Annotated in this window: 30 protein-coding genes and 2 tRNA genes; 14 read left to right on the top strand and 18 right to left on the bottom strand. The window is 41.6% G+C overall.

The genetic code is table 11. The annotated features are described in order from the left end of the window. Window positions 1-90 precede the first annotated feature (90 nt). The 6 genes from BC751_RS05780 to BC751_RS05755 all read right to left on the bottom strand — a co-directional run bounded on the left by BC751_RS05780 (window position 91) and on the right by BC751_RS05755 (window position 6,088). A complete protein-coding gene (locus BC751_RS05780) occupies window positions 91-1,776 on the bottom strand; it encodes a sodium:solute symporter family protein (RefSeq protein WP_130274716.1) in 1,686 nt (561 codons plus the stop codon). 20 nt (window positions 1,777-1,796) lie between these two features. Next, window positions 1,797-2,060, bottom strand: coding sequence for a DUF4212 domain-containing protein (locus tag BC751_RS05775; protein ID WP_130274715.1), 264 nt, complete (start codon window positions 2,058-2,060; stop codon window positions 1,797-1,799). 21 nt (window positions 2,061-2,081) lie between these two features. Then, entirely contained in the window at window positions 2,082-3,527 is a 1,446-nt protein-coding gene (locus tag BC751_RS05770) for a porin (RefSeq protein WP_130274714.1), read from the bottom strand. Between the two features lie 142 nt (window positions 3,528-3,669). Then, the gene (locus BC751_RS05765) at window positions 3,670-4,092 is read right to left on the bottom strand and encodes a transposase-like zinc-binding domain-containing protein (protein WP_130274713.1); all 423 of its coding nucleotides are present in this window, start codon (window positions 4,090-4,092) and stop codon (window positions 3,670-3,672) included. 133 nt (window positions 4,093-4,225) lie between these two features. Then, window positions 4,226-5,002, bottom strand: a complete 777-nt coding sequence (locus BC751_RS05760; RefSeq protein ID WP_130274712.1) for a ZIP family metal transporter — start codon at window positions 5,000-5,002, stop codon at window positions 4,226-4,228. A gap of 24 nt (window positions 5,003-5,026) precedes the next feature. Further along, window positions 5,027-6,088 (bottom strand): FAD:protein FMN transferase, encoded by a 1,062-nt coding sequence (locus BC751_RS05755; RefSeq protein ID WP_130274711.1) that lies wholly within the window; start codon window positions 6,086-6,088, stop codon window positions 5,027-5,029. Window positions 6,089-6,244: 156 nt separating this feature from the next. Between BC751_RS05755 and ruvB the strand changes: the two genes are divergently transcribed. From ruvB to BC751_RS05740, 3 genes are read left to right on the top strand one after another with little or no spacing between them, the layout of a single operon-like run. Then, complete coding sequence (gene ruvB, locus BC751_RS05750; RefSeq protein ID WP_130274710.1) at window positions 6,245-7,279, top strand: Holliday junction branch migration DNA helicase RuvB; 1,035 nt, start codon at window positions 6,245-6,247, stop codon at window positions 7,277-7,279. 14 nt (window positions 7,280-7,293) lie between these two features. Next, window positions 7,294-8,229 carry a tRNA epoxyqueuosine(34) reductase QueG gene (gene queG / locus BC751_RS05745; RefSeq protein ID WP_130274709.1) on the top strand — a complete coding sequence of 312 codons (936 nt, stop codon included), beginning with the start codon at window positions 7,294-7,296 and terminating at the stop codon, window positions 8,227-8,229. A 39-nt stretch (window positions 8,230-8,268) separates the two neighbouring features. After that, window positions 8,269-9,441: a hypothetical protein gene (locus tag BC751_RS05740; RefSeq protein ID WP_130274708.1), complete on the top strand. Its 1,173-nt coding sequence runs from the start codon at window positions 8,269-8,271 to the stop codon at window positions 9,439-9,441. An 88-nt stretch (window positions 9,442-9,529) separates the two neighbouring features. Here BC751_RS05740 and BC751_RS05735 read toward each other — a convergent pair whose 3' ends face one another. After that, the gene (locus BC751_RS05735) at window positions 9,530-9,721 is read right to left on the bottom strand and encodes a hypothetical protein (RefSeq protein ID WP_130274707.1); all 192 of its coding nucleotides are present in this window, start codon (window positions 9,719-9,721) and stop codon (window positions 9,530-9,532) included. Window positions 9,722-9,840: 119 nt separating this feature from the next. On the opposite strand from BC751_RS05735, the gene BC751_RS05730 reads away from it, so the two are divergent. From BC751_RS05730 to BC751_RS05720, 3 genes are read left to right on the top strand one after another with little or no spacing between them, the layout of a single operon-like run. Beyond that, a complete protein-coding gene (locus BC751_RS05730; RefSeq protein WP_130274706.1) occupies window positions 9,841-11,289 on the top strand; it encodes a BatD family protein in 1,449 nt (482 codons plus the stop codon). Next, the gene (aroC, locus tag BC751_RS05725; protein WP_130274705.1) at window positions 11,282-12,364 is read left to right on the top strand and encodes a chorismate synthase; all 1,083 of its coding nucleotides are present in this window, start codon (window positions 11,282-11,284) and stop codon (window positions 12,362-12,364) included. Before BC751_RS05730 ends, aroC begins: the two co-directional genes overlap by 8 nt. 14 nt (window positions 12,365-12,378) lie before the next feature. Continuing rightward, window positions 12,379-13,713: a dicarboxylate/amino acid:cation symporter gene (locus tag BC751_RS05720; RefSeq protein WP_130274704.1), complete on the top strand. Its 1,335-nt coding sequence runs from the start codon at window positions 12,379-12,381 to the stop codon at window positions 13,711-13,713. Between the two features lie 84 nt (window positions 13,714-13,797). Here the strand turns inward: BC751_RS05720 and BC751_RS05715 are convergent, their stop codons facing one another. From BC751_RS05715 to tpiA, 3 genes are all read right to left on the bottom strand, one after another. After that, complete coding sequence (locus BC751_RS05715; protein WP_130274703.1) at window positions 13,798-13,986, bottom strand: hypothetical protein; 189 nt, start codon at window positions 13,984-13,986, stop codon at window positions 13,798-13,800. Then, on the bottom strand, window positions 13,983-14,813 hold the full coding sequence (gene prmA / locus BC751_RS05710; RefSeq protein WP_130277509.1) for a 50S ribosomal protein L11 methyltransferase: 831 nt from the start codon (window positions 14,811-14,813) through the stop codon (window positions 13,983-13,985). Before prmA ends, BC751_RS05715 begins: the two co-directional genes overlap by 4 nt. Window positions 14,814-14,907: 94 nt before the next feature. Then, window positions 14,908-15,669 carry a triose-phosphate isomerase gene (gene tpiA / locus BC751_RS05705; RefSeq protein ID WP_130274702.1) on the bottom strand — a complete coding sequence of 254 codons (762 nt, stop codon included), beginning with the start codon at window positions 15,667-15,669 and terminating at the stop codon, window positions 14,908-14,910. Between the two features lie 74 nt (window positions 15,670-15,743). Here tpiA and BC751_RS05700 point away from each other — a divergent pair, with 74 nt between their 5' ends. Together BC751_RS05700 and BC751_RS05695 are read left to right on the top strand one after the other, a co-directional pair. Further along, window positions 15,744-16,250: a regulatory protein RecX gene (locus tag BC751_RS05700; RefSeq protein ID WP_130274701.1), complete on the top strand. Its 507-nt coding sequence runs from the start codon at window positions 15,744-15,746 to the stop codon at window positions 16,248-16,250. Window positions 16,251-16,303: 53 nt separating this feature from the next. Next, window positions 16,304-16,810: a hypothetical protein gene (locus tag BC751_RS05695; protein ID WP_130274700.1), complete on the top strand. Its 507-nt coding sequence runs from the start codon at window positions 16,304-16,306 to the stop codon at window positions 16,808-16,810. Between the two features lie 64 nt (window positions 16,811-16,874). Here the strand turns inward: BC751_RS05695 and BC751_RS05690 are convergent. The 4 genes from BC751_RS05690 to mutS all read right to left on the bottom strand — a co-directional run bounded on the left by BC751_RS05690 (window position 16,875) and on the right by mutS (window position 20,713). Next, window positions 16,875-16,959, bottom strand: a tRNA-Leu gene (locus BC751_RS05690). Window positions 16,960-17,027: 68 nt separating this feature from the next. Continuing rightward, window positions 17,028-17,100 (bottom strand) — tRNA-Gly (locus BC751_RS05685). Window positions 17,101-17,245: 145 nt separating this feature from the next. Further along, on the bottom strand, window positions 17,246-18,043 hold the full coding sequence (locus tag BC751_RS05680) for a LuxR C-terminal-related transcriptional regulator (protein WP_130274699.1): 798 nt from the start codon (window positions 18,041-18,043) through the stop codon (window positions 17,246-17,248). A 57-nt stretch (window positions 18,044-18,100) separates the two neighbouring features. Next, window positions 18,101-20,713, bottom strand: coding sequence for a DNA mismatch repair protein MutS (gene mutS / locus BC751_RS05675; RefSeq protein ID WP_130274698.1), 2,613 nt, complete (start codon window positions 20,711-20,713; stop codon window positions 18,101-18,103). Between the two features lie 86 nt (window positions 20,714-20,799). Here mutS and BC751_RS05670 point away from each other — a divergent pair, with 86 nt between their 5' ends. Continuing rightward, entirely contained in the window at window positions 20,800-21,345 is a 546-nt protein-coding gene (locus BC751_RS05670) for an RNA methyltransferase (protein WP_130274697.1), read from the top strand. A gap of 54 nt (window positions 21,346-21,399) precedes the next feature. On the opposite strand, the gene BC751_RS05665 is transcribed toward BC751_RS05670, so the two are convergent. Then, window positions 21,400-21,774, bottom strand: a complete 375-nt coding sequence (locus tag BC751_RS05665) for a hypothetical protein (RefSeq protein ID WP_130274696.1) — start codon at window positions 21,772-21,774, stop codon at window positions 21,400-21,402. Between the two features lie 73 nt (window positions 21,775-21,847). On the opposite strand from BC751_RS05665, the gene BC751_RS05660 reads away from it, so the two are divergent. Continuing rightward, window positions 21,848-22,183: a tRNA-binding protein gene (locus tag BC751_RS05660; RefSeq protein ID WP_130274695.1), complete on the top strand. Its 336-nt coding sequence runs from the start codon at window positions 21,848-21,850 to the stop codon at window positions 22,181-22,183. Between the two features lie 2 nt (window positions 22,184-22,185). Here the strand turns inward: BC751_RS05660 and BC751_RS05655 are convergent, their stop codons facing one another. After that, window positions 22,186-22,506, bottom strand: coding sequence for a Rieske (2Fe-2S) protein (locus BC751_RS05655; RefSeq protein WP_130274694.1), 321 nt, complete (start codon window positions 22,504-22,506; stop codon window positions 22,186-22,188). A 52-nt stretch (window positions 22,507-22,558) separates the two neighbouring features. On the opposite strand from BC751_RS05655, the gene BC751_RS05650 reads away from it, so the two are divergent. Beyond that, window positions 22,559-23,302 carry a hypothetical protein gene (locus tag BC751_RS05650; protein WP_130274693.1) on the top strand — a complete coding sequence of 248 codons (744 nt, stop codon included), beginning with the start codon at window positions 22,559-22,561 and terminating at the stop codon, window positions 23,300-23,302. A 42-nt stretch (window positions 23,303-23,344) separates the two neighbouring features. Here the strand turns inward: BC751_RS05650 and BC751_RS05645 are convergent, their stop codons facing one another. Both BC751_RS05645 and BC751_RS05640 read right to left on the bottom strand, forming a co-directional pair. Then, window positions 23,345-23,932: a DNA-3-methyladenine glycosylase I gene (locus BC751_RS05645; protein ID WP_130274692.1), complete on the bottom strand. Its 588-nt coding sequence runs from the start codon at window positions 23,930-23,932 to the stop codon at window positions 23,345-23,347. Window positions 23,933-23,934: 2 nt separating this feature from the next. Next, a complete protein-coding gene (locus tag BC751_RS05640) occupies window positions 23,935-24,240 on the bottom strand; it encodes a DUF4286 family protein (RefSeq protein WP_130274691.1) in 306 nt (101 codons plus the stop codon). A gap of 103 nt (window positions 24,241-24,343) precedes the next feature. Here BC751_RS05640 and BC751_RS05635 point away from each other — a divergent pair, with 103 nt between their 5' ends. From BC751_RS05635 to BC751_RS05625, 3 genes are read left to right on the top strand one after another with little or no spacing between them, the layout of a single operon-like run. Further along, window positions 24,344-25,033, top strand: a complete 690-nt coding sequence (locus tag BC751_RS05635; protein WP_130274690.1) for a carotenoid biosynthesis protein — start codon at window positions 24,344-24,346, stop codon at window positions 25,031-25,033. Window positions 25,034-25,071: 38 nt separating this feature from the next. Continuing rightward, window positions 25,072-25,509, top strand: coding sequence for a sterol desaturase family protein (locus BC751_RS05630; RefSeq protein ID WP_130274689.1), 438 nt, complete (start codon window positions 25,072-25,074; stop codon window positions 25,507-25,509). A 5-nt stretch (window positions 25,510-25,514) separates the two neighbouring features. After that, on the top strand, window positions 25,515-26,411 hold the full coding sequence (locus tag BC751_RS05625) for a MerR family transcriptional regulator (protein ID WP_207226843.1): 897 nt from the start codon (window positions 25,515-25,517) through the stop codon (window positions 26,409-26,411). The last annotated feature ends 200 nt before the right edge of the window (window positions 26,412-26,611 follow it).

The raw sequence follows: 26,611 nt of genomic DNA, 5'->3' as shown, positions 1-26,611 counted from the left end.
AACAATAAATTAAGGCTTTTGAGCTTTGGAAAAAAGGAAACCCCGACAATTGAATTTGTCGGAGTACCTCATCCCTTACGTTTATTTTATTTAGTGTGCATGTGCTTTGCCTGCTCCTCTTGGGATTCTTATCTCCTGAATCATATCCTGAACATCCTGAGGAGGTGCAGGGGTAAGTTTGGATACCACAAAACATACCACAAAATTCACCAGCATACCTACTGAACCAATCCCTTCCGGAGAGATACCAAACCACCAATGGTCCGCATTATTCATTTCAGGATTCCAGAATTTGAAGAAGACAATGTATAGCATGGTAAATACCAACCCTGAAACCATGCCGGCTATGGCTCCTTCTTTATTGATTCTACTGGAGAAAATGCCCATGATGATCACCGGGAAGAAGGATGCAGCTGCCAATCCAAAAGCAAAGGCAACCACCTCAGCCACAAAACCTGGAGGGTTTACACCAAAATAACCAGCAAGGATCACAGCACCCGCCGCGGAAATTCTTGCAATCAATAATTCCCTTTTTTCCGTCATATCCGGCTTAAATGTCCTGAACAGGTCCCTGGATACAGAAGTGGAAATCACCAAAAGCAAGCCTGCTGCAGTGGATAAGGCTGCCGCCATACCACCGGCCGCTACCAGACCCACTACCCAGTTGGGCAATTTGGCAATTTCAGGGCTGGCCAATACCATGATATCCCTGTCAATTTTCAGTTCATTGGTTTCAGCTACCGGAGTATATTGGACGATACCATCACCGTTTTTGTCATCAATGCTGATCAGGTTGGTTTTTTGCCAGTTGCCTACCCATTCAGGCAAATTGCTCACCGGCTTGTCAGCCACAGTATCGATGGCATTATAAATCCCAAAAGCAGCTACAGCAGGAGCAGTGGTATACAGGATGGCAATGAAAATCAGCGCATAACCAGCGGAAAGACGTGCATCTTTTACCCTGGGTACCGTAAAAAACCTGACAATCACATGTGGCAATCCAGCCGTGCCCACCATCAAAGCCAAGGTAATGGCAAAAATATCCGCCATACCTTTACGGCCTGAGGTATATTCTGCAAATCCTAATTCAGAGAGGACACCATCCAGCTTTTCAAGCAAGTGTGTTCCGTCTGCTACTGTACCTCCCAAACCCAATTGAGGAATCGGATTTCCCGTCAATTGCATGGAAATGAAAATCGCAGGGACCATGTAAGCAAAGATCAGTACACAATATTGGGCAACTTGGGTGTAAGTAATGCCCTTCATACCTCCTAACACTGCATAGAAGAATACGATGCACATACCGATGATCACCCCTGTATTGATATCCACTTCCAGGTATCGGGAAAAAACGATGCCTACTCCTCTCATTTGACCGGCTACATAGGTAAATGATATAAACAGGGCACAGATGACCGCTACTACCCGGGCTTTATTGGAATAGTACCGATCACCCACAAAATCCGGCACGGTAAACTTTCCAAATTTGCGGAGATAAGGTGCCAATAATAAGGCAAGCAAAACATAACCGCCTGTCCAGCCCATCAGGTAAACCGAACCATCATAACCTGCAAAGGCTATGATTCCCGCCATGGAAATAAAAGATGCCGCTGACATCCAATCTGCAGCGGTAGCCATGCCATTGGCCAAAGGGGATACTCCCCCACCCGCGGTATAAAATTCTTTGGTGGAACCTGCCCGGGTGTAAATAGCGATTCCGATATAAAGAGCAAAAGAAGCTCCAACAAGTATATATGTCCAGGTTAAAATATCCATAATTGATTGGGGATTAAATGTTATTCTTCATTGACGTCAAACTCCTTGTCCAATTGGTTCATGCGGTACACATAAACAAAAATGAGGACAACGAATGTGTAAATAGATCCTTGCTGGGCAAACCAAAAGCCCAGTTTGAAACCGCCGAACTGAATGGTGTTGAGGGGTTCTACTAGGAGGATTCCAAATCCAAAGGATACCAGGAACCATATGGCCAAGAGAAAAAGAAGCGTCTTGAGGTTCTTTTTCCAATAGGCTTTCATTTTGAGTTTTGTTTCTGACATAGTATTTCGGGTTTAATTTTTTTATAAGAAGATATGAGTTTGAAGGATGAATTCACCGGCTGAGCCGCTTTTTCGGTAATTTTCAAAAAGGGGTCTATTGCTGTACTGAAGCGTGACTTTAGCCTGATGCCCATTCATGTAATAGTTGACCCCTAGGTCATATTGCCAGGAGCTGGCATCAAACAGCTCAAAGTTTTTGTAGGTAAAGGCCCCAAAAGGCTGGATTCTGCCATGATCTTCCAAAATGCTTTTGGGCAACAAAAACCCGGTCTGGGAGTAAAAGATACTCCCTGTTCCTATAGTGGGCTGGGCATTCCCTGGTCCATTTTGGGTACTTCCCTGGCCAAAACCAACATTCATGATCCCAATATTCCTCATATAATTGGGCCCAAAATCATATTTGTAAAAGACGGAATAGGAAGTAATGGCCGTTCCATTGGCCGGATTAAGGGGTACATCCAAGAAGGTATCCAAACCAAAAAGTTTGATGTCATGGTATTGTGCTGACCCGTCGGCAGTTCTTGACATGGTAGCGCCTGCATGGTGGTGCCAGCCCCCTCCTATATTGAAGACCTTTTTTGTACCCAGATAGGAGCCCACAAAAAACGGGAGCTTGTTGTTTTCTTTTTCCAGAAATTGATAGGCAATGTATCCTTGCGTGGCCCAGTTGTCATTGACAACGTTGGCTGCTATCGGAACTTGCCGATCTTCATCAAATCTACCCCCACTGCCCACTGAGAAAGGCTTGTTCAGGGCCAGTCGGTAATCCCATTTGGCAGCCTGTCCTTTAGCATAGATACCATATTGCCTTGCAAATTGATCCGTAAGTTCAATCAGTGGCCAGTTGAAAATCGGCGCATCAATGGCCATAAAGTTCAAGGTACTATGACTGCTCATCCTGGAAATTCCGTTCCAATAATGCAGCCCTGCCCCTATGTACAACTCCTCTATAATTTTAAACTCTGTCCAAATATCGTGGAAAAAAATCTGCGGTTTCTTGGCGGAAAGCGCATTGGCAGACCCTGTCCCTGTTTCCGGATCGACGATCACAGGAAGATTTCCGGGATTTCCGGTCATTCCACCTCCCGGGGCACCTCCATTGGTAAAAGTTTGGTTATTGATCCCCCAATGGGACAAAATCAAAAACCTGGGAGATACCTGGGCATAAGCCAGAAACCTTGCCCTCCTGAGACCAATATCAAAGGAGTGATTTTTTGGTTGACCATCTATCCCTAAAGTCCCTGGGTTATTTTCGGTTCCCCTTACCCAAAACTGATTCCAGATCAAAAAACGGATATATTTATTTCCGTCATCAGACAATTTTAGGGTTAATGGCTTATAGGAATGGTCTACAAACATGTCATCTTTTGCAGATTTGTAGAATGAAAGGGTATCCTGCCCAAAAGCCGGAAAGCAAAATGCAAGAGCCAGTAAGGAGTTACCTATCCATTTCAAAGTAGATTTCATTGGTTTTTGGGTTTGTTGTTTTTGACTTTTTGAAGTCGGGCCCGAACAACAAGTGAAATCTAAATTGGGAACTTGGCGGAATAAAGAAAAATCAGTGATATATATCCGTTAAGTAATTATAGCAAAAAAATTTTATTTGGTTTCACCGGTTTTTGAACCTTTCCCATTTGATGATCATGAACTTGTCTCCCAGTTCCGTGATCAGCATGCCGGTGTCTGTCAGGTTTTCCTTTTGGGCCATATATTTGACCAATTCTGTGTGATTAAGGACTTTATATGTTGGCCGGTACTCATAGTTCTCTGGGGCTTTGATTTTGTACTGCTTGACCCAGTTCATCACAGAGACATGGCTTACACCCAATATTCTTTCGATTTCACGATATGAAATTCCTTCGATATAGAGCTGCAATGCCTTTACCACATAGTATTTGTCTATGGATTTACCCAGCTTATTGACCGTAAAGTGATAACTGCATTTTTTACATTTAAACCGTTGCCTTCCTCCTATTACGCCGCTTTTTACCACTTTTCCATGACCGCATTTAGGACAAACAGGCTTTTCCATTGCTTTGATTCCGGGTTTGATATATCAATTTAGCGAAAGTATAATATTTTACCAATATATGGTTTTTCTGTGTATTTTGAAAAACCAAACAGTATAAAATTATGCTTTACCCAAAATCTGGACGTATAAAATCTTAGAGTAACATTTCTAACGAAATGGCCAATCCAAATGCAAGCATACTTACCAAAACCTTATTGAGATAAAACCGGTGATCCGGGCTACTCTCAAAAAATATAGTAGTGGAAATATGTAAAAACCCTCCAGCGACCAGGCCATAGAATATGTTCAATGTCTCACCCCCCAAAAGTTTACTTTCATACAGATAATTGCTTAACAACATCCCCAATGGCGAGGCCAAAGCAAAAACTGTCAGCAATAGAAATATCCAGCGCTTCTTCATGACACTCATCAAAACGGCCACCAAAGCAAAGGCCTCAGGTCCTTTGTGCAATAAAATACCAAAGAGCAAATTATTACTGCCATGATGATGGTGGTGGTGCTCATGACCGGCATGGTCATGAACATGGGCAGCAAGTACACCTTCATTACCAAGCAAGGTACCTTCCAAAAAGGCATGCATAAATAATCCTATCATTATGGTCCAAACCCCAATTTCAGAGGCATGATGGTGGCTTGGGTGATGGATATGTCCATGTTCCACACCCGTAGAAAGCAGTGCCAAAATTTGCTGGATGAAGAAACCTAAGAGAATATAAAGTCCCATTCCGGCCGGATTGGCAGATTCCGTAAAAAGTTCAGGTAGGATATGCAATACCGTAATGGCAAACAAATAAGATCCTGCAAATACCAAAACCAATTTAAAATACCTTTCTTCCCAACTTGGAATAAAATAAGCCAAACCACCCGCCAGAAGTGCGGTGGAAAATAAGAGTATAAAATTTAGGAGCATGACGCTTGGTTTTCTTTAATTGATCTATTCTACAGGAAAGGACAGATAAGGCTTGATGCCTTCGCTGGCATAGGACTTCATGTTCCCTTCTCCATCATTATAAATTAGGAATATTTCAAAATTTCCCTGTTTTTGTTGCAACTGAATGGCCTTTTCAGTTCCCATTACCATCAAAGCAGTGGCCAATGCATCTGCTGTCATACAATCCCCTGCTACCACGGTAGCGCTGAGCAAACCATGTCTCACAGGCCTACCCGTAGCCGGATCTATGGTATGGGAAACTTTCAATCCATCCACTTCATAGTAGTTGCGGTAATTCCCTGAAGTAGCCATGGCCCTGTTATCCAAAGCAATGATACTGTAAAGCTGATCAGCACTGCCCTGCTCTTCCGGTCTGGAAACTCCTACTTTCCAGATTTCGCCTTTTTCATTGACACCTTTGGCTACCAACTCTCCACCAATTTCTACCAAATAATTTTCTATACCCTTGGAATGAAGAAAATCCGCTATCACATCTACACCATAACCCTTGGCATTGGCACTGAAATCCAATTTGATACCCGGTAACAGCTTTTTCACAGAGGTTTCATCAAATACGATATTCTTGAAGCTGATCAATTTAACCAGCTGATCAATATTGACACTGTCTTTCAATTGTGGCCCTCCGGGCCCAAAACCCCATAGATTGACCAAAGGTCCTACAGTAGGATCAAATGCCCCCTCCGTAAGTTCAAAGATTTCTTTGCTTGACTTCAAAACCGGATAAAAGAAAGGAGATTCATAGACCAAAGAATCGCCTTGATTAAATCGGCTGATTTCTGAATCAGGAATATAAGTGGACAAAGACTGATTGAAAACTAGCAAAAGCGAATCTATACTGGACTGAAAATCCCTTCCGCTTTCATCCAGATAAACTACCCTGTAGGAAGTGCCCATCGTTTTTCCCGAAAAAACCACCTTTGAACGCTCGGTCTGAATATTTTCCTGTGGAGTGGTGGATGTACTCTGCCGGTAGAAGTAGACTATGGCTACCAACAACAACAGTACAATTGAATAAATTATATTTTTATTGGCGTTACTGGACATGATAACTGCAATTTTTCGCAAAGTTAAGCCATATTTTCCAAAGAAAGTTCCAAAGTATCCCAATTTTTGCAACAAAATTGCACAAAATTAGGATGCAATTTCCTGCTTTCAGCCTTGGGCTAAATTCCTATCTTTGTAGATGCTGAAACCGAAGCTATGAGAGAAGATTATTTGAGTGGGGAAAAGGACAATTTGAATTCCTCGGACAGGGAAATAGAAAAAGCGCTAAGGCCATTAAGTTTTGAGGATTTTACCGGTCAGTTTAAGATCGTGGAAAACCTCAAAATATTTGTCCTCGCCGCAAAAAAAAGAAAAGAGCCATTGGATCATGTGCTTTTACATGGACCTCCGGGACTTGGGAAAACCACCCTCAGCCATATCATTGCCAATGAATTGGAGGCGGGCATCAAAATCACTTCAGGTCCTGTTTTGGACAAACCATCTGACCTCGCCGGATTATTGACGAATCTTGAGGAGGGAGATGTGCTTTTTATAGATGAAATCCACCGTCTCAACCCTATCGTGGAAGAATACCTGTATTCTGCCATGGAAGATTTCCGGATCGATATCATGTTGGATTCTGGCCCTAACGCGCGTTCGGTACAGATCTCCCTGAATCCATTTACACTGATCGGGGCCACCACGCGCTCAGGACTTTTGACCTCTCCCCTACGGGCAAGGTTCGGTATCAATTCCAGGTTGGAATATTATGACGCCAAGTTGTTAACAGATATCGTTTCCCGCTCTGCCAATATCCTTCAGACCCCAATAGATGAAGTGGCGGCCAATGAAATTGCAAGAAGAAGCCGGGGAACTCCGAGGATTGCCAACATGCTACTCCGTAGAACAAGGGATTTTGCCCAGGTGAAAGGAAATGGACGCATTACTTTGGAAATTTCCAAAATGGCATTGGATGCTTTGGATGTGGATGAAAATGGCTTGGATGAAATGGACAACAGGATTCTACTGACAATAATCGACAAATTCCGGGGCGGTCCTGTGGGCCTAGGCACTATAGCCACGGCCTGTGGGGAAGAGGCAGAGACGATCGAAGAAGTATATGAACCTTTTTTGATCCAGGAAGGCTATATCAAAAGAACCTCCAGGGGACGTATTGCCACCGAACTGGCATACAAGCACCTGAAAATTAAACCCAACTACGGGGGCGGAATGGGTAACCTCTTTGAATAAGTGAAGACAATTCCATGAGAAATACGACGGATCTATATGCACAAATAATTAAAACCCAAGCCAAAAGCTTGGGCTTTGATTTTTGCGGGATTGCCAAAGCAGAATTTCTGGAAGAAGAAGCCCCCAAGCTGGAAGCATGGCTCCACGAAAACTATCATGGAAAAATGGCCTATATGGCCAATCATTTTGACAAAAGGCTAGATCCGACCAAATTGGTGGATGGTGCCAAAACAGTAGTCAGCCTAATCTACAATTACTTTCCTGAAAAAAAGCTTCCTGAAAAGGAGGAGGATTTCAAAATTGCCAAATATGCTTACGGCCAGGATTACCACCACGTGATCAAGGACAAACTCAAAAGACTTCTGGAAATCCTAAGGGATGAGATCGGCGAATTTGGAGGAAGGGCTTTTGTGGATTCTGCCCCAGTAATGGAAAGACAATGGGCCCAAAAAACAGGAATTGGGTGGCTGGGGAAAAACAGTCTATTGCTCAACCGGCAAATGGGCAGCTTTTTTTTCCTGGCAGAATTGATCATTGATCTAGAGGTCACAGCAGACCCGCCTATGGTCAAAGACTATTGTGGCACTTGCACCAGATGTATTGACGCCTGTCCTACAGATGCCATCGTCCAACCGGGCGTTGTAGATGGCTCCAAATGCATATCGTATTTTACCATTGAACTGAAAGAGGAAATCCCCCAGGATGTAAAAGGAAAATTTGAGAACTGGGTATTTGGCTGTGATATCTGTCAGGATGTCTGTCCATGGAACAGGTTTTCAAAACCCCACCAAGAACCAAAATTTGACCCTCATCCGGATATGATGAATTTTAACCGAAAAGATTGGGAAGAAATAACGGAAGCGACCTTTAATAAAGTTTTTTCAAAATCTGCCGTCAAACGGGCCAAATTTTCGGGTTTTCTGAGAAATCTAAGATTCCTTCAGCAATAGCAGTACATATTCAGTACCTTTATAGCTTTCCAGCCTATAATGAAGATTCAAAAAGTATTAAATCCTGGGGATGAAAAGGATTTTATTCGTACACATGTACAAATCAACCGGCCTTTTCCCAATTGGATAAGACCCCTTGACAAGGATGTTTTAGAGGTTTTTGACCCAAAAAAGAACAAGCAACTTAAACCTGGAACATTTGCCAGGTGGATCATGAGGGATGAAAAAGGCCAATTGCTGGGGAGGATTGCAGCTTTTGTCAATCCCAAGTACAAAAACAAAGGGGATAAGTTTCCTGTAGGAGGAATTGGCTTTTTTGACTGTATCGATGATCAAAATGCCGCTAATCTATTATTCGATACCGCTAAGGATTGGCTGATGGACAAAGGGGTCCAAGCCATGGATGGCCCCATCAATTATGGAGACCGGGACAAGTGGTGGGGATTGTTAATAGAAGGTTTTGACCCTCCTATATACAACATGAATTTTAATCCCCCCTATTATCAGCAACTCTTTGAAAATTATGGGTTTCAGGTATTCTACAATCAGATTTGTTGGAGCATGCGGGTAGCGGAGGATGCACACCAACTGAGCCCAAAATTTTATGAAAGCCATAAAAAATTTGCAGGAAATCCAGACTTCAAAGTAGTCCATTTTAAAAAGAAGGAACTTCAGAAGTTCGCAGGAGACCTAGCTACCGTATACAATAAAGCATGGGCCAAGCATGAAGGCAATAAGGAAATTACCATGAACCACGCTGTTAAATTGATCAAATCAATGCTCCCAGTGCTGGACGAAAAACTGATTTGGTTTGTATACCATAAAGAGGAACCTGTGGTCATGTGGATCAACCTACCAGACATCAACCAAATTATCAAACACCTGGACGGAAACCTGAACTGGTGGGGTAAGTTGAAGTTTTTATTTTGGAAAACTTTTGGAAAAAATGAAAGTTTTGTGGGTTTGGTATTCGGTATCGTGCCGGAATTTCAAGGCTCTGGCTTGGATTATTACATGATTGTGGAAGCAGAGAAGGAAATTAAAGCTACCCGCTCTTATAAAAAGCTGGAATTGTATTGGCAGGGAGATTTTAACCCTAAGATGCTGAATATATCCAAAAACCTGGGGGCAAAACAATCACGCAAAATGATTACTTACCGGTATAATTTTGATAGAAACATACCCTTTGAGAGACATCCCATTTTGAATTGATTCAAAAGCCTGGGGGCTGAAAAATAAATTTGAATGGTGTGATTCAAAAAATCCAGGTAGATGAGCCTCTTCCCGAGGCTCTTATACATTAACCGGCAAAGCTTACAAAATATTTGTTGAGTACCGGCTCGTAGCTCTTGGAAAATTTGCTGTAACACCATTCTTTGAATTCCTGAATTTCTGCTGGAACTAGAAGATTCAGGGCTTTGCGCAACTCTTTTTCAAAGAGCCTTTTGTCAAAACTTACCTTCATAAGCACGGTTTTAACATATTCTAACATATCTCAAAGAATTAAATGGGTTAAAACTAAACAACTATACATGAGCATACGATACTAAGAAAGGTTTGTTGCGTTTAAAATATAAAGTTAATTTGCACTCGCTAAGTACTCATATTCTCATGATCAAAACGAAAATAGCCCTCTTCTTGGTATGTCTTTTTACATTTTTTTCCAATAGCCTATTGGCACAGGAGGTAATTATTGAACTGGGACCGGATGAAATCGGACTTAATGAAACATTTAGCATCAAAGTAACCATCACTAACGATAAAATCAAGTCCTACGATGAATTCCCTGATATTTTAGGATTTCAAAAACAAGGCATATCCCAGTCCTCTTCCATGAATATCATCAATGGGCAGGTCAGCAGCACCAACAGTATCATTCAATATTACAAACCCAACAGAAAAGGAGAGTTTACACTTGAGCGGTTTTCCGTAAAAATTAACGGAAATAACTATTCATCCCCTGGAAAGAAGATCAGTGTTGTAGATCCTAGGTCCAGTCAAAGGCAGGGGGTTTTCGATCCCTTTGATGATCTCTTTGGCAGAAGGGACAGGGAAGAGCCAGAATTCATAGAAATAGAAGATGATGCCTTCTTTGCCTCCTCGGTCGATAAAAACGAGGTATTTGTGGGCGAGGGATTTAATGTAAGCTTAGCTTTTTATATGTCCGAAACCAATCAGGCCCCTTTCCAATTCTATGAGCCAGGCAGGCAACTGGATGAAATCCTAAAAAAAATGAAACCCTCCAAAGCTTGGGAAGAGAATTTTAACATTACCAACATCCAACCGGAAAGGGTCACCTTGAATGGTAAAAACTGGATCAAATACAAAGTTTATGAAGCTACTTTCTTCCCCTTTTCTGATGGGGAAATAACCATTCCCCCCATTGCCTGGGAAATGATCAAATATAAGGTAGCCAAGAACCCCACATTCTTTGGGAGCAACAGACTGGAAGATTTCAAAACATTTTATTCTTCAGCCAAGACAATCAAAGTCAAACCGCTTCCGCAACACCCTTTGAGAAATGAAGTGAGTGTAGGGGTTTTCCAGTTGAGGGAAAATATCAGCCAACTGAATGTACAGACAGGGGAGGGTTTTACCTACAATTTCAGCATATCGGGAGAAGGAAATATCAATTCCATATCTCCTCCAAGAACCCGTCAAATACACAAACTGAATACCTATGACCCCAATGTCAGGCAACAGATCAACAGGGGAATGGGCAAAATAAGGGGCTCAAAAGAGTTCAATTACTACCTGACAATCAATGAACCCGGTGAAGTTAAGCTTGCGGACCATTTTGAATGGATCTATTTCAATCCGGTATTGGCAAAATATGATACGCTGAGACCCAAGGCTGTTGTAAATGTTACCGGCGAATCTAAAGTTAATCAGGCCATTTCCAAGCAGAGATTAGGGGGAATTTACGATTTGATCGAACTAGAGAGCAATAAGCTTTCATACCAGCGATATAAGTATTATTTTTCGCTATTTATCAATTTACTATTGGTCGGTTCAGTCATTCTTCTGGCCGTCCTGATTATGAGAAGAAGTAATGGGTAATTCATTTGGAAGAATATTTAGGATCACCACTTTTGGAGAATCTCACGGATTGGGTCTGGGTGTGATCATTGATGGCTGTCCCGCAGGACTGTCCGTGGATGAAGATTTCATCAGAGAAGAGATGCAACGCAGAAAACCCGGCCAGTCCAAAATAACTACCCAACGCAAAGAGGAAGACGAATTCCAAATCCTTTCGGGAGTTTTTGAAGGAAAAACTACAGGGACGCCCATCGGCATGGTTATCATGAATACTGACCAAAAAAGTAAAGATTATAGCCATATTGCTGACAAATTCAGACCTTCACATGCGGATTACACCTATTTCGAAAAGTACGGAATCAGGGATTACCGCGGCGGAGGAAGAAGCAGTGCCAGGGAAACGGCCGCACGGGTCGCTGCCGGTGCCATTGCGAAATTAATGTTGAAACAGTTTGGTATTGCTGTACAGGCTTATGTATCCCAGGTCGGAGATCTGAAATTGGAAAAGCCCTACACAGCACTCAACCTGTCCCTAACAGAAGAAAACATCGTGAGATGTCCTGACCAGGACATGGCCAAAAAAATGATTGAATTCATCGATGAGATCAGAAAAAGCCGGGATACCGTAGGAGGAGTCGTAACCTGTGTGGCCAAAGGGGTGCCTGCAGGATTAGGGGAACCAGTATTTGACAGACTGCACGCCGAACTTGGAAAAGCCATGCTCAGCATCAATGCAGTCAAAGGATTCGAATATGGAAGCGGTTTTGAAGGGGTCAAGATGAGGGGATCGGAACACAATGATGCTTTCTTCCAGGAAGATGGAAAAGTAAAAACAAAGACAAACTACTCTGGAGGTATACAGGGAGGAATTTCCAACGGAGAGGACATCTATTTCAATGTGGCTTTCAAACCGGTAGCCACGATCATGCAGGATCAAGAATCCGTGAATGAAGCAGGAGAACCGGTCACTGTTTCCGGAAAGGGCAGGCATGACCCTTGTGTCGTCCCAAGGGCCGTACCTATCGTGGAAGCAATGGCCGCACTGGTCCTTGCTGATTATTTACTGATCAGCAGAACAAATAAATTACACGTTTAAAAACCCAAAGTAAAATGTTGAAAAAGATACCTTTACACACCCAAATCATAATCGGTTTGGTATTAGGTTTGATTTTTGGGCTTGTAATCATACAGTTTGGAATTTCTCCAAATTTCACTGTGGATTATATCAAACCCATAGGTACCATTTTTATCAATGCCCTGAAAATGATCGCTGTACCTTTGGTACTGGCCAGCCTTATTGTGGGGGTTGCCAATTTAGGAGATATCTCGAAACTCTCCAGAATAGGCGGTAAAACCATCTTGGCTTATTTAGTAACAACTGTAATTGCCATCACGATTGGACTTCTTTTGGTTAATTTCTTTGAACCGGGAGAACAGTTGCCCCAGGAAACAAGGGATAAGTTGATGGCACAATTTGATGACCAGGCAGGTTCAAAGGCCAGTTCGGCTGCAGCCATACAAAACCAGGGTCCTTTACAGCCTTTGGTGGATATTGTTCCGGAAAACCTTTTTGCTGCAGCCTCAAACAATGGAAGCATGTTGCAGGTAGTCTTTTTTGCTATTATTGCGGGTATTGCCCTTCTTCAGATTGATAAAGGGAAAGCACAGACCTTTATAGGGTTTTTTGATTCCTTGAACGATGTCATCATCAAGATTGTGGAATATATCATGATGATCGCACCTTACGGGGTTTTTGCGCTAATGGCATCTTTGATTGTGGAAATTGCAGGGGAAAACCCGGACTCAGCAGTGGAGCTTTTGCTTGCTCTATTGAAATATACGCTTGTTGTCATTTCAGGCCTGTTCATCATAGTTGCCGGGGTCTATTCGATTCTTTTGAAATCTTTCACCAAAATCTCTTTCAAAGATTTCATCAAATCTATCAGACCGGCGATGTTATTGGGCTTCTCTACGTCATCCAGTTCCGCTACCCTTCCGGTAACCATGAAATTGGTGGAAGATGAAATCGGTGTTTCCGAAGAAGTAAGCAGCTTTGTACTGCCATTGGGAGCAACGATCAACATGAACGGAACAAGTCTGTACCAGGCGGTAGCAGCTGTATTTATCGCGCAGGCTTTGGGTATGGACCTTACAATTTCCCAGCAGCTAACGATTGTGCTGACGGCAACCTTGGCGGCTATAGGTTCAGCAGGTGTACCTGGAGCAGGCTTGATCATGTTGATCATCGTATTGGAAGCCATTGGGGTCCCGGGAGCTGGAGTGGCTTTGATCATTGCACCTGATAGGATTCTTGACATGTTTAGGACTGTGGTCAATATCACAGGAGATGCGGCTGTATGTGTAGCCGTGGCATCAACGGAAGGGGAACTGCCATCTGGACTTATCAGGGAATCAAATCCTTTTACCCCAAATGCGGAAGAGTAACCGGCAAGATAAAAAATATTGCTTCAGATTATAAAAATGAGTTCCCAAAGCCCTTGACCAGATTCAGGCTTTGGGAATTTTTTTCTACTTGAGACTGGCTTTGTATTTGCCCCAGAAATATCCTGGAAGCAGCAAGGCTTTCAATTTCCAGTCATTTTTTTCCTTCATGCTCAGGGTCTGATTGGCATGTACTGCTTTGTACATTTTCCCCGCCATAAGGGTATGGGCTATCAACAAAAGAAATACTACCCCGTAAGTGATCAGTTCTGTCATATTTTCTGCATAGCCAATGCGGCCCAATTATCTTTTATTTTCTTATCCTTCAAAACCAGTCCAAACTCATTTGCCCTTTTTTCAATATCGGCAATATCGTGTTCATAAAAACCACTCAACAACAGATAGCCCTTTTCCTTGACCAAGCTACTGTACACCTCCATTTCATCCAAAAGGACGTTTTTGTTGATATTGGCCAGCACGATATCAAAAGGGCCCTGAGGCTTTACTTCCCTCACGGTACCTTTTCCCATCCGGACAGTGGCCATTCCGTTCAGGTCAAAATTTTCATTCCCATTTTCGACACACCACTCGTCTATATCAAAAGCCTCAATATGAGCTGCCCCTAATTTATGCGCCATAACGGCTAAAATTCCGGTTCCTGCCCCAATATCCAAAACCCGCTTGTCCTGATGATCCAAATTGAGTTGATGGGAAATCATTAAATAGGTGGTAGCATGATGGCCTGTGCCAAAGGACATTTTGGGATTGATCAGAATTTCATGAGGAAATTCAGGTTTAGACGGGTGAAATGAGGCCCGGACATATACTTGATCTCCTACTGTAATGGGATCATAGTTTTTCTCCCATTCTTCATTCCAATTGACTTTGGGCAGGATGCCCTCCTGTACTGAAATCCTTCCAGCTTCCTTATACTGTTCTATTATTTCCAAAAATGTGTTCCTCTGAAAAACATCTTCCTGAATATAGGCATCCAGGCCTTCATCGGTTTCCAAAAAGGAATCAAAACCGATTTCCGATAGCTCCGCTATCAATATTTCCCGATAGGGTTCTGAACAGGAAATCTTAAATTCAAGGTATTGCATCAAATTTTAAGGTAGAAACTGAAATTAAGAATAAGGAACAATTTATTGGGAGATAAACATTAGCCGGAAGCATGATGCTTCCGGCAATTTCTATTTAAAAGGATTTAACAATCTCCACAAAGTCCCTGGACTTCAAAGATGCTCCTCCGATCAAACCCCCATCTACATCAGGCTTGGAGAAAATCTCCCTGGCATTGGAAGGATTACAGCTCCCACCATAAAGGATGGAAATACCTTCTGCAATTTCTTTACCATATTTTCCTGCAAGGTGATTTCTTAATGCAGCATGCATTTCCTGAGCTTGATCAGAGCTTGCTGTTCGGCCTGTTCCAATAGCCCAAATGGGTTCATACGCAATAACAATCTTGGAAATTTCTTCCGGAGAAAATCCAAAAAGGCTTTCCGTAAGCTGCTGCTTTACATAGTCTTCATGTGTACCTGCCTCCCTGATTTCTAGAGGTTCCCCACAGCAAAATATGGGTATCAGACCATTATCTAACGCTTGTCTGGTTTTAGCCGTAAGGAGCTCGTTGGATTCTTTAAAATATTCTCTTCTTTCGCTATGTCCCAAAATCACATATTTAGAACCAAAAGAAGCCAGCATACCAGCTGAAATTTCTCCTGTGTAAGCTCCTGATGCTTTATCAGAGCAGTTTTGGGCCCCAAGAAACAGATTAGGTGTGTCCCCGATGAGCTTTTTAACAGGATAGAGATGAACGAAAGGGGGGTTGAGCACCACTGTCACGTCTTTTACATGTTCATCCTTGAGCATATTCACAATTTCAGATGTTAGCTTTTGGCCTTCATCCAAATTCAGGTTCATTTTCCAGTTACCGGCTACAATTTTTTTACGCATGATGTTTAATGGTTTGAAGATTGAATTTGAAAAAAATAACCCTAAAGATTACTTTGTGGCCAAAAATACACAAAATGTCCTACCCAAGAAAAGAATATGGCCAGCAAACACCCAAAAAGCAATGGACTCCCCAGGAGGCCAAACTTAAAATTGCTGCCTTTTGCGCCTATCAGGAGCGTTGCCAGGAGGAGGTCCGGAAAAAATTAGCCGAGAGAGGAGTCTATGGGACAGCGGCCGAAGACCTGATTGCAACTTTGATAGCTGAAGGTTTTCTTAACGAAGAAAGGTATGCCAAGGCCTTTGTCAGAGGAAAATTCCGGTTAAAAAAATGGGGAAGGAACAAAATCATACATGAGTTGAAATTCAGAAAAATCAGCCCCACCTGCATCAATTCAGGACTAAAGGAAATTGAGGGGGAGGAATACTGGAACCTTTTACTTGAGGTAGCCGGGAAAAAATGGCAGTCTCTCAAAGAAAAGGATCCCTTGAAAAAAAAATATCAGACCAAACAGTATTTAATGGGCAGAGGTTTTGAGCAGGATTTGATTCAGATGGTCATGAAAGAGATCATTTCCGAATAAAATCTTTATAAAATGAAGCGAAACTCCTAATTTGCGGAAGATTTCCTGTTCAAATGATTCAAAAATTATTCCCGCTTGACAAAAACTACATTCTCCGCCAGGCTCAAACTGTCATGGAAGAGGATATGCTTGATCTGATGGTTTTTGAATTGAAGAAATCCTATACCCAACTTTATAATCCATTGATGTTGATGGATACTACTTTTTCTAGGATTTTGGACACCTTTGAATACCCTAAAGAAAACCTTAGGGTTATCTACAGACAGCTTTGTGGGGTCTACAGGTACCAAAATGGGGACAATCAGTTGGAATTGCTTTTTGATGGTAGAAGTCATTTTGAAAAATTCAAAGAAGACTGGCACAGGCAACTTACCTTATGGCTCAGAGAATTGGGTATCCACGAAATCTATGTGAAAAATATGCTGAGAATGAGCTTACTTTTTGATACAGAAAGCCGGGCAGAGTGGTCAGAAAACCAGTGTAAGGCTTTTATCAACCAGTATTTTGACCTAAAAATCGTGAAAAGGAACGGAGAGCTCAAATTATTAAAAAGAGCTTGATCCAAGCATCATTCTAAAACTTGCCACAAAACAATAAAGCCCCGTATGACTACGAGGCTTTAAGTACCAGGAGCGGGAATCGAACCCGCACGGCCTAAGCGGCCACAAGATTTTAAGTCTTGCGTGTCTACCAGTTCCACCATCCCGGCTTACTCTATCGCTAGAGCTTAAATTTTTCCAAAAACAAGAAAGCCCTTCTTCAAAAGGGCCTTTTATGAGCGAGAGACGAGATTCGAACTCGCGACCCCAACCTTGGCAAGGTTGTGCTCTACCAACTGAGCTACTCTCGCTTATTTCATTAAGTCAACGTTGACCATCTGTCTCCGTGATTTGTGTGTGCAAAGGTAAATCAGTTTTCTAAATTTGCAAAAGGCTTCAGAATTTTTTTTAGGTTTTTTACTGCACTTATGCTCCTCATTTTTGAGAATCAGCCACTTAATTTATGCCAAGAGAAATGAGCAATTTGACTACTTCAGCCACATTTTTGGCATTCAGCTTTTTCATGATACTCTTTCTATGGGTGAATACCGTATTTCTGGAAATAAACAGTTTCTCTGCAATTTCTTTGGAATCCAGGCCTTTGACCATGAGTCCGGCAATTTCAATTTCCTTTTTGGTCAGCGGTATATCCTGCCTTACATCATTCTTTTTAAATACCAACTTTTCACCACTGTCTTTGGTATAGGAAAAACTCCAATCATAGCCTGTCAAATGTTCATGGTTATTGATTTGGAATGCGATATGCAGGTCATAAACAAAATTTCCATACTGATCTACCAGATAGGGCTTGGCCTTGGTAAAAAACCAGATTTCATGACCATCATCCTTATGAAGCCATCTTACGGTGTAGGAAAGTTCAAAAGTCTTTTTTTCCGAAAGACTTGCCTTGTTGAAAGTTTCAAGCACTTTGTTGTTGAATGCAACATGCTCTTTGGCATCATCAGGATGCAGGGCGGAAATCACACCGGCAATCCCGTTTTTCTTTAAAAATTCAACTGAATAACCACTGATCTGCTCGATGTTTTCTGTAAAAAAAGCAAGGCTTAAATCCCTGTAATCGAAACATCCCATGACAATACCCTCTTTCAATGCCAGATTTTGGCTAAATCTTCTCAGATCCTCCAGAATATCCCGCTCCTCCGGGTAGTAAACCGGAGCCTTCTTTTTCCAATAAGAAAAAAAATCCGATAGCTTGTTTTGTTTCTTAAGCTCTTCTAATAAGCTGATTTCCATAAAGGTGTTTAAGTTGTCAATTTGGGTTCAATTCTTGGGACTAAGAGAACGCTATTTTCACGTTTCAAGTTTCTTTTTGATCTCATTAAGTTTAATGAGGGCTTCAATCGGTGATATGGTATTGATGTCTATCTGCGAAATCATATCTTCAACTTCCCTGTATTTTGGGTCCATATCGAAAAGGCTCAGTTGGTAATTGTTTTTGGGCATTTCCTTCAAACTGTTTTTGGAAGCTTTCATGGCTTTGTCTTTTTCCAAATGCCCCATGATCTCGGCTGCCCTCAGCACCACCGGATTGGGCATACCTGCCATCTGCGCCACGTGGATACCAAAGCTGTGTTCACTCCCCCCTTCTTTCAATTTACGCATAAAAATCACCTTATTGCCCACCTCTTTTACAGAAACGTTAAAATTTTTGATTTTTGGAAAATCTTCTGCCAGCTGATTGAGCTCATGGTAATGCGTGGCAAACAAGGTTTTTGCTCTTGACTTGGGGTGGTTGTGAAGGAATTCCACAATAGACCAGGCTATACTGATCCCATCATAAGTGGAGGTCCCCCTGCCAATCTCATCCATCAGGACAAGACTTCTGTCAGAGAGGTTGTTTAAGATGCTGGCTGTTTCTGTCATTTCCACCATAAATGTGGATTCCCCTTTGGACAAATTATCCGATGCACCAACTCTTGTAAAAACCTTATCGATGATACCAATTCGGGCATACGAAGCAGGAACGAAACTTCCCATTTGGGCCATCAGCACAATCAGGGCAGTCTGCCTTAGAAGCGCTGATTTACCGGCCATGTTAGGACCGGTGATGATGATGATCTGCTGGCTTTCATTATCCAGATAAATATCATTCGGCACATAAGCCTCACCTACTGGGAGTTGCTTCTCGATGACTGGATGCCGCCCATCTTTGATTTCCAGCGCATCCGTATCCGAAATTTTGGGTTTACAGTAATTGTTGTTTTTTGCTACAATGGAAAAAGATAAAAGACAATCCAAAGTAGCCAATATCCTTGCATTTTGCTGGATCTGAGTGACATATTCAGATGCATCCTGAACCAAGGCCTGGAAGTAGCGCTGCTCAATCGCTATCATGCGCTCCTCAGCATTGAGGATTTTTTCTTCATATTCCTTCAATTCAGGGGTAATATACCTTTCTGCATTGACCAATGTCTGCTTCCTGATCCATTCATCGGGCACTTTGTCTTTATGGGCATTGGTCACTTCTAAATAGTAACCAAAAACCTTATTGAAAGCTACCTTAAGGGAGCTGATGCCCGTTCTTTGTAGTTCTCTTTGCTGTAGGGCAAGCAAATAGTCCTTCCCTGTATTGGCCAGTCCACGGTATTCATCCAATTCAGCATCAACACCATCTTTGATGATGCCTCCTTGATGGACCAGCATTGGTGCATCCTCCTGAAGTTCCTTCTCGATTTTCTCCAAAAGGAATTCACAAGAGTTGATCTGATCAGCCAATTTTCTGAGGGATTCATTGTCGGAGCCCCGCATCAGATCCTTAATCGGAAGGGAATTTTTAAGGGCTCTTTTAAGCTGGTTCATTTCCCTGGGATTGATCCTTCCCACAGCGACTTTTGAAATCAACCTTTCCAGATCACCAATATGCTTGAGGTGAGAAAGTATTTCCTCGGATAGGGAAGCATGGTCAAAGAAAAACTCCACCACTTTCAACCTTTCTTCTATCAAGTCCTTCTCCTTCAGTGGAAGCACCATCCATTTCTTCATCATCCTGGAACCCATAGGAGTTACCGTTTGGTCCAAAATATGGATCAAAGGAACTCCCCCTTCCTGCTGGGGATAAATTAGTTCAAGATTTCTGATCGTGAACTTGTCCAGCCAAACAAATTTTTCTTCTGCTATCCTTGAAATGGAAGCGATGTGTTTGACTTCTTTGTGTTCTGTTTCTTCCAGATAAAATAAAACCGCTCCAGCAGCTACGATGCCCAATTCCAAATTGTCTATCCCGAAGCCCTTCAGGTTAGCCGTTGCAAAGTGCCCGGTCAATTTTTCATAGGCATAATCAAATTGATAGACCCAGTCTTCGCAATGAAATGTGGTAAACTGCTCCTTCAGCATTTCCTGTGCCTTTTGTCGGAATGCTTTGGAATAAATGACTTCCGAAGGGCTAAAACTCTGCAATAACTTCTCTATATATTGCTGACTGCCTTCAGCACACATAAATTCCCCGGTGGATAAATCCAAAAATGCTATTCCCAAGTTTTCCTTCCCAAAGTGGATTGAAGCAAGGTAGTTGTTCTTACGTTTGTCCAGAACATTGTCATTGAAAGAAAGTCCCGGTGTGACCAGTTCCGTTACCCCCCTTTTGACAATACCCTTGACTTCTTTGGGATCTTCCAATTGATCACAAATGGCCACCCTGTTACCCGCCCGTACCAATTTAGGAAGGTAGCTATCCAAAGAATGGTGGGGAAACCCCGCCAGTTCTATGTGGGAAGCTGCCCCATTGGCCCTCTTGGTCAATACGATATCCAGTACTTTGCTGGCGACAATGGCATCTTCTCCAAAAGTCTCGTAAAAATCCCCCACCCTAAACAAGAGCAAGGCCCCGGGATGCTTTGCCTTGATGGCATTGTATTGTTTCATTAATGGGGTTTCCTTGACTTCCTTATCCTTCACTTTGGCCATATCGTCCCTGAATTAAATCTTTATGCTATTTTTGGAATGAATTCAAAACCTGAAATTAAGAGATATCAAAGGGTAAACAAAACCTCATGAAGAAATTAAGCATGGAAGAACTCAACCGATTATCGGTGGAGGAATTCAAAAAAACAGATAAAACCCCCCTTGCCATCGTGTTGGACAATGTGAGAAGCCTCAATAATGTCGGATCTGCATTCCGTACTTCAGATGCCTTTCTTATTGAAAAAATATGCCTTTGTGGAATTACAGGTACACCTCCTCATAGGGAAATCCAAAAGACTGCCCTGGGGGCTACGGAGTCAGTGGAATGGGAATACCATGACACCACCGCTGGAGCAATTGATCAGTTAAGGAGAGAAGGATTTGTCATTTGTTCTTTCGAACAGGTCGATCAATCAGTATTCTTGAATGAATTTCATCCAGAACAAGAAAAAAAATATGCTTTGGTCTTCGGAAATGAAGTATTTGGGATAGATCATGAAGTGATCTTGAGCAGTGACCATGTTTTGGAAATCCCTCAGTTGGGCACTAAACATTCCCTGAATATTTCGGTCTCCATGGGAATAGCGATATGGGATTTTGTAGTCAAAATGAAATTGCTCCAACCAAGGCCATAAAAAAAAAGAGATCACGCGATCTCTTTTTTATTTTGGATTTATTGGTATTTGCATTTAATCCTCTTTGAATTTGTCCACTATGTAAAGGAACAAGTTGAATGAGAGGGTGGACATCCCTTCTTTCTTTACATCTCTTTCTCCTCCCTGTTTGTAGATAGGGTTCTCCCTTCTATTTGAATTGGTGGAGTTCAATGAATTCTCCCTATTTTGATTGGTATTTGTACGGTTCAATTGTTCATTTCTCAACTCAAAGGAGGAGGACTCAAGGCTTTCAAAATGTCCAATTCCGTCGGAATTTTTTGGGAGGTCCTGAGCACTCTTCTCTCTTTCAGATTGGGCAAATGAATAAGAACTTAAAAACAAAAAAAATCCCAGACCGATGAGGAAAACCTTTGGCATGAAGGAAGAATTATTGTCAAATGAGTTCATTTATGATGGAGGTTTGAGTAGATTTAACTGCTTTTCAGCAGGAATGTTCCAAAAATAATAAAATAATTTCTCAATGCAAACGATTGACTTTTGTGATTTTCAAAGAATCGAGATTAGGGTGGGTACAATTATCAAAGCAGAAAATTTTGAAAAAGCCCGAAAACCTGCTTACAAACTTTGGATTGATTTGGGAGAATTGGGAATTAAGCAATCTTCTGCCCAGATTACTGACCGCTATGTTCCTGAAAATCTGATTGGAAAACAGGTGATTTGTGTCTGTAATTTTAAGCCTAAACAAATTGCAAATTTTATTTCAGAAATTCTGGTGACCGGATTTGATGATGGAGAAGGCGCCATAGTTTTGGCCACACCTGACCAACAAGTCCCAAATGGATCTAAACTCCATTGATTCTAAACAAAAATTTTTAAGCCGGAATCTGTGACTTCTGTTCTGAAAACCCGGAGATCTGGACACTGGGCATTACTTACTTTTCCCGTCTTCAGATCAAAACGATAAGCATGGAGTGGACAGATTACCTCTTTGAAATTATTGATAAAACCTTGACCTAAATTGGCCATTCTATGTGGGCAGTTTTGCTCAAAAGCATAATAGTCTTCCCCAATCCTGGTCAGGCAAATCTTTTGGTCTCCCAATTTTACTGTTTTTATTTCTTTTTCCCGGAGCAACCCTTGCACCTCTTCTTTCGTCCGTCCAAGTATAAAGGTTTTCATACTCAAGTTTTAAGCCCTATATTCAAAGCATAAACCTAAACATAATCCTATCATGAAAAAAATATTGACAATACCCTTATTGTTTCTGGCAGGAATGATCTATGCGCAAACCATAGAGGGAGCATGGAAAATGACCCACAAGGACGGTAAGGAAGTTACAGACAAAGAATACATCAAAATCTATCAGGATGGTTATTTTGCCTTCGGGGCAAAGGAAATTGGAAGCAACAAATTCCTGGGTGCCGGCGGTGGCGAGTTTTCAATAAATGGGAACACCTACCAGGAAACCCTTGATTTTTTCACCTTTGACCCAGAAAAAGTAGGAACAACTACCAGCTATAACCTGGACCAAAAAGCAACCAGAATCATCATATCTGCAAACGTCGATGGTAAAACATTGGTGGAAATCTGGGAAAAAATCGGAGATAGAAAAGACGCACTTACCGCCAACTGGGTATTTACAGGAAGGAAAGCTGATGGCGAAATCAGGAGAAGCACGCCAGGGGCAAGGAGAACGGTTAAAATTCTAAGTGGCGGAAGATTTCAATGGATAGCCTTCAATTCCGAAACCAAGGAATTTATGGGAACTGGTGGTGGAACTTACACCGCCGAAAATGGAAAATATACAGAAAACATCACTTTCTTTTCAAGGGATGATTCCAGGGTTGGTGCCAGTCTGAGTTTTGACTTTGAGGTGATTAACGGGGAATGGCACCACAGCGGTATGAGCTCGACAGGGAACCCGATTTATGAAGTGTGGAGCAAGTACAAAGAGGCCTACAAGGCTAATAAATAAAAACAATAAAGAGGCTGATTTCAAGGAATCGGCCTCTTTTGTTTACAAAGAAAGATTTTTAACTGCTTCGTATCGCCAGCAATCTACCAAATGATCATTGATAAGGCCGGTGGCCTGCATATGGGCATAAAGTACCGTACTGCCCAAAAATTTAAACCCACGCTTCTTCATGTCCTTCGCCAAGCGATCCGAAACCGGTGAAGTAGCAGGAATTTCCGAAAGGCTTCTCCATTCGTTCTGAATACTCTTTCCATCCACGAAACCCCAGATATAATTGGTGAAAGTTCCATAGGTTTCCTGAACTTCCATGAACCTTTGGGCATTGTTCACTGCAGACCTGATTTTGAGTTCATTCCGGATGATTCCTGAATCGGTCAGCAGTTCCTTGATGTAAGATTCAGGAAACACTGCGATCTGTTGATAATCAAAATCAGCAAATGCCTTTCTATAACCTTGCCTTTTCTTGAGTATCGTCGACCAGCTTAAACCAGCCTGGGCACTTTCGAGTACCAGAAATTCAAATTGTTTGCGGTCATCAGTTACAGGTACTCCCCATTCTTCATCATGATACCTTATATAGTCTTCAAAACCAAGGCACCAGCCACAGCGGCATTTGAGATCCTGGCCCATGATTATTGTACTGCTTCTAGAAGTGTTCTAAAAACAACAAACTTTTCTCCAAATTTTTCTTTGGTATCCTGTTGAAGCTTTGGGGCATATAACTTTTGGTATTCAAGGACTTTTTCCATGGAATCCGCAAAATACTGTACAGAATAATTTACGCTTCCATCCTCGGAATCATGTAGGATTTTATAGAACCTATTTTCGAAAAACATTCCCGTAGCGAGCACATCCGGAATGTGGGTTTCTTTCATCCAAATTACCCAATCCTCCTCCGCATCTTTGTCAATATTGACTGTCACATTGTATAATAGCATATTACTTGTATTTAATTTTTTACCTTTGTGGGGTTTTATTTCCAACAAATATACTCCCTAAGAGTTAAACAATTCCCAGCAACTGTGAATTCCATCAAAGTCCATGTCTTATCAGGTAGAACAAAAATTAAGTAATTCTTCATCCCTAAACCTTAAGGAATCAAAAAAGAAGAAGCTTCCCATTATTGAAGCAGTCATTACCATCATTTACCTGGTAGGGATCGTTGGCATGTCCATACCTGAAGTAAGACCTTATTTCCAGCAGCTCACTCCCTATCAATTGCTTTTCACTTTAGGGATTATGCTTTCCCAGCACAGGGACTGGAATGACTCTTTCATCAGGTTCATGGCTGCAGCATTCCTTATCGGATATGGTTCTGAGGTCTCAGGGGTTCACACTGGATTTCCATTTGGCAACTACCAATATGGACCCGTTCTTGGCCCTCAATTATTTGAAGTGCCTATTATGATTGGGGTAAACTGGCTCATTTTAATTTACCTCACCGGCACTTTATTGAATAATTGGATAAAGAATGATTTCCTTGCAGCCCTAATCGGTTCTTTTACCATGGTATTAATAGATTTTGCCATTGAACCGGTGGCGATAGCCCTTGATTTTTGGTCCTGGGAAAACAATATAATTCCTTTATCCAATTACTTGGGATGGTTCGGGGTGGCATTTATCATCCAAATGATCTTTAGAAAAGCTGTCTTTACCAAGGAAAACAAGATTACTGCCTATTTATTGGCCAATCTTATAGCCTTCTTTGTCATTTTGAATTTTATTCTATAAAATCAAACAAACATTCTATAAGCACATAAGTTATTACAATGATGTATGCTGTAATATTTACTGTATTAGGTTTTGCCATCATGGAATTTTCAGGATGGTTTATCCATAAATACATCATGCATGGTCCGCTGTGGTCCATTCATAAAACCCATCATCAACCCTCCAAATCATTCTTTGAGTTGAATGATTTGTTTTCGTTGCTGTTCGGTAGTATCGCGATAGTCCTGATTTTACTAGGGGTAGATCGCCTCGATTACAGGTTCTGGATGGGCATTGGTATCAGTATTTATGGGATGTTATATTTCTTCATTCATGATATACTGGTACACCGAAGGTTGAAATGGTTTGATAGGCCAAAAAACAAATATTTATTGGGCATTTTCAAAGCCCATCAAGCACATCATGCTACCAATAAAAAGGATGACGCAGTATCATTCGGACTATTTGTTGTACCAAAAAAGTATTTTAAAAGATAATAGTCGTGAGTACTTATTCCATCAAGGATCTTGAACAGTTGTCCGGTATAAAAGCCCACACGCTGCGCATCTGGGAGCAGCGGTATAACCTGCTTTCTCCAAAGCGGACAGATACCAATATTCGCTATTATGATGATGACGACCTCAAACTTATCCTAAATGTAGCTTTGTTAAACGACAATGGCTACAAGATCAGCAAGATTGCAGGGATGGCCATGGAAGAGATGAGGGAGGAGGTTGTCAAACTGACTGAAAGGAGCCTAACCCACGATGATCAGATACATGCCCTGACCATTTGTATGATAGAAATGGACGAGGAGCGTTTTGATAAAGTCTTATCTACCAATATCCTAAAGATTGGATTTGAACAGACGATGATGAACATCATCTATCCATTCATGTCCAAAATAGGCGTATTGTGGCAGACCGGTGCCATCAATCCTGCCCAAGAACACTTTATAAGTAACCTGGTAAGGCAAAAACTCATAGTGGCCATTGATGGACAGGTATCCAAAAGCAATGGGAAAAAATTTATCCTTTTCCTACCTGAAGGTGAACTTCATGAAATATCCATCCTTTTTGCTGCCTTTTTGATCAAAAATCAAGGCCATAAGGTTATCTACCTGGGACAAAACACGCCATCTGATGATTTATTGGCCGTTTATAAACTTCACCAACCCGAATATTTGGTTACGGTGATTACCACCTCTCCCAGTGCTGAATATGTACAGGAATACCTGGAGGCCCTGGCCGATAGATTCTCAGCTACCAAAATCATTGTTTCAGGATATCAAATTGTGGGACAGGACCTTAAGCTGCCAAAGAATGTTTTCGCCATGCACTATATCAGGCAACTTAAGGATTATCTCAAAGAAATAGAGTTTGCTACTCAGGAGAAATAGTTTGACAAATCACCAAAAACATTAAACAAGGTGAAATTTCCGAATTTCACCTTTTTTTATGCTTTCAAGGGCAATTTTTGCTGTTTTTCACCTAATTCAAGCCTGTAATGAAGCATTCATTCTTAATTTTGTTTAAGATTTTTATAAATAAATTAGACAAAATATTTGGACTTTGTTTAAACTTTATTAACTTTGGTTAA

The organism is Cecembia calidifontis (assembly GCF_004216715.1).
Classification (GTDB): domain Bacteria; phylum Bacteroidota; class Bacteroidia; order Cytophagales; family Cyclobacteriaceae; genus Cecembia_A; species Cecembia_A calidifontis.
This window is presented reverse-complemented; position numbering and strand designations above follow the sequence as displayed.

Excerpts from the sequence above, each read along its gene's own strand:
- BC751_RS05630 (WP_130274689.1), top strand. The coding sequence starts at position 25,072 with ATGATGTATGCTGTAATATTTACTGTATTAGGTTTTGCCATCATGGAA.
- BC751_RS05640 (WP_130274691.1), bottom strand. The coding sequence starts at position 24,240 with ATGCTATTATACAATGTGACAGTCAATATTGACAAAGATGCGGAGGAG.
- BC751_RS05665 (WP_130274696.1), bottom strand. The coding sequence starts at position 21,774 with ATGAACTCATTTGACAATAATTCTTCCTTCATGCCAAAGGTTTTCCTC.
- BC751_RS05720 (WP_130274704.1), top strand. The coding sequence starts at position 12,379 with ATGTTGAAAAAGATACCTTTACACACCCAAATCATAATCGGTTTGGTA.
- BC751_RS05735 (WP_130274707.1), bottom strand. The coding sequence starts at position 9,721 with ATGTTAGAATATGTTAAAACCGTGCTTATGAAGGTAAGTTTTGACAAA.
- BC751_RS05765 (WP_130274713.1), bottom strand. The coding sequence starts at position 4,092 with ATGGAAAAGCCTGTTTGTCCTAAATGCGGTCATGGAAAAGTGGTAAAA.
- BC751_RS05695 (WP_130274700.1), top strand. The coding sequence starts at position 16,304 with ATGATTCAAAAATTATTCCCGCTTGACAAAAACTACATTCTCCGCCAG.
- BC751_RS05775 (WP_130274715.1), bottom strand. The coding sequence starts at position 2,060 with ATGTCAGAAACAAAACTCAAAATGAAAGCCTATTGGAAAAAGAACCTC.
- BC751_RS05650 (WP_130274693.1), top strand. The coding sequence starts at position 22,559 with ATGAAAAAAATATTGACAATACCCTTATTGTTTCTGGCAGGAATGATC.
- ruvB (WP_130274710.1), top strand. The coding sequence starts at position 6,245 with ATGAGAGAAGATTATTTGAGTGGGGAAAAGGACAATTTGAATTCCTCG.
- BC751_RS05635 (WP_130274690.1), top strand. The coding sequence starts at position 24,344 with ATGTCTTATCAGGTAGAACAAAAATTAAGTAATTCTTCATCCCTAAAC.
- BC751_RS05670 (WP_130274697.1), top strand. The coding sequence starts at position 20,800 with ATGAAGAAATTAAGCATGGAAGAACTCAACCGATTATCGGTGGAGGAA.
- BC751_RS05780 (WP_130274716.1), bottom strand. The coding sequence starts at position 1,776 with ATGGATATTTTAACCTGGACATATATACTTGTTGGAGCTTCTTTTGCT.
- aroC (WP_130274705.1), top strand. The coding sequence starts at position 11,282 with ATGGGTAATTCATTTGGAAGAATATTTAGGATCACCACTTTTGGAGAA.
- mutS (WP_130274698.1), bottom strand. The coding sequence starts at position 20,713 with ATGGCCAAAGTGAAGGATAAGGAAGTCAAGGAAACCCCATTAATGAAA.
- BC751_RS05655 (WP_130274694.1), bottom strand. The coding sequence starts at position 22,506 with ATGAAAACCTTTATACTTGGACGGACGAAAGAAGAGGTGCAAGGGTTG.
- BC751_RS05740 (WP_130274708.1), top strand. The coding sequence starts at position 8,269 with ATGAAGATTCAAAAAGTATTAAATCCTGGGGATGAAAAGGATTTTATT.
- BC751_RS05700 (WP_130274701.1), top strand. The coding sequence starts at position 15,744 with ATGTCCTACCCAAGAAAAGAATATGGCCAGCAAACACCCAAAAAGCAA.
- BC751_RS05680 (WP_130274699.1), bottom strand. The coding sequence starts at position 18,043 with ATGGAAATCAGCTTATTAGAAGAGCTTAAGAAACAAAACAAGCTATCG.
- BC751_RS05760 (WP_130274712.1), bottom strand. The coding sequence starts at position 5,002 with ATGCTCCTAAATTTTATACTCTTATTTTCCACCGCACTTCTGGCGGGT.
- BC751_RS05770 (WP_130274714.1), bottom strand. The coding sequence starts at position 3,527 with ATGAAATCTACTTTGAAATGGATAGGTAACTCCTTACTGGCTCTTGCA.
- BC751_RS05660 (WP_130274695.1), top strand. The coding sequence starts at position 21,848 with ATGCAAACGATTGACTTTTGTGATTTTCAAAGAATCGAGATTAGGGTG.
- BC751_RS05730 (WP_130274706.1), top strand. The coding sequence starts at position 9,841 with ATGATCAAAACGAAAATAGCCCTCTTCTTGGTATGTCTTTTTACATTT.
- queG (WP_130274709.1), top strand. The coding sequence starts at position 7,294 with ATGAGAAATACGACGGATCTATATGCACAAATAATTAAAACCCAAGCC.
- BC751_RS05715 (WP_130274703.1), bottom strand. The coding sequence starts at position 13,986 with ATGACAGAACTGATCACTTACGGGGTAGTATTTCTTTTGTTGATAGCC.
- BC751_RS05645 (WP_130274692.1), bottom strand. The coding sequence starts at position 23,932 with ATGGGCCAGGATCTCAAATGCCGCTGTGGCTGGTGCCTTGGTTTTGAA.
- tpiA (WP_130274702.1), bottom strand. The coding sequence starts at position 15,669 with ATGCGTAAAAAAATTGTAGCCGGTAACTGGAAAATGAACCTGAATTTG.
- BC751_RS05755 (WP_130274711.1), bottom strand. The coding sequence starts at position 6,088 with ATGTCCAGTAACGCCAATAAAAATATAATTTATTCAATTGTACTGTTG.
- prmA (WP_130277509.1), bottom strand. The coding sequence starts at position 14,813 with ATGCAATACCTTGAATTTAAGATTTCCTGTTCAGAACCCTATCGGGAA.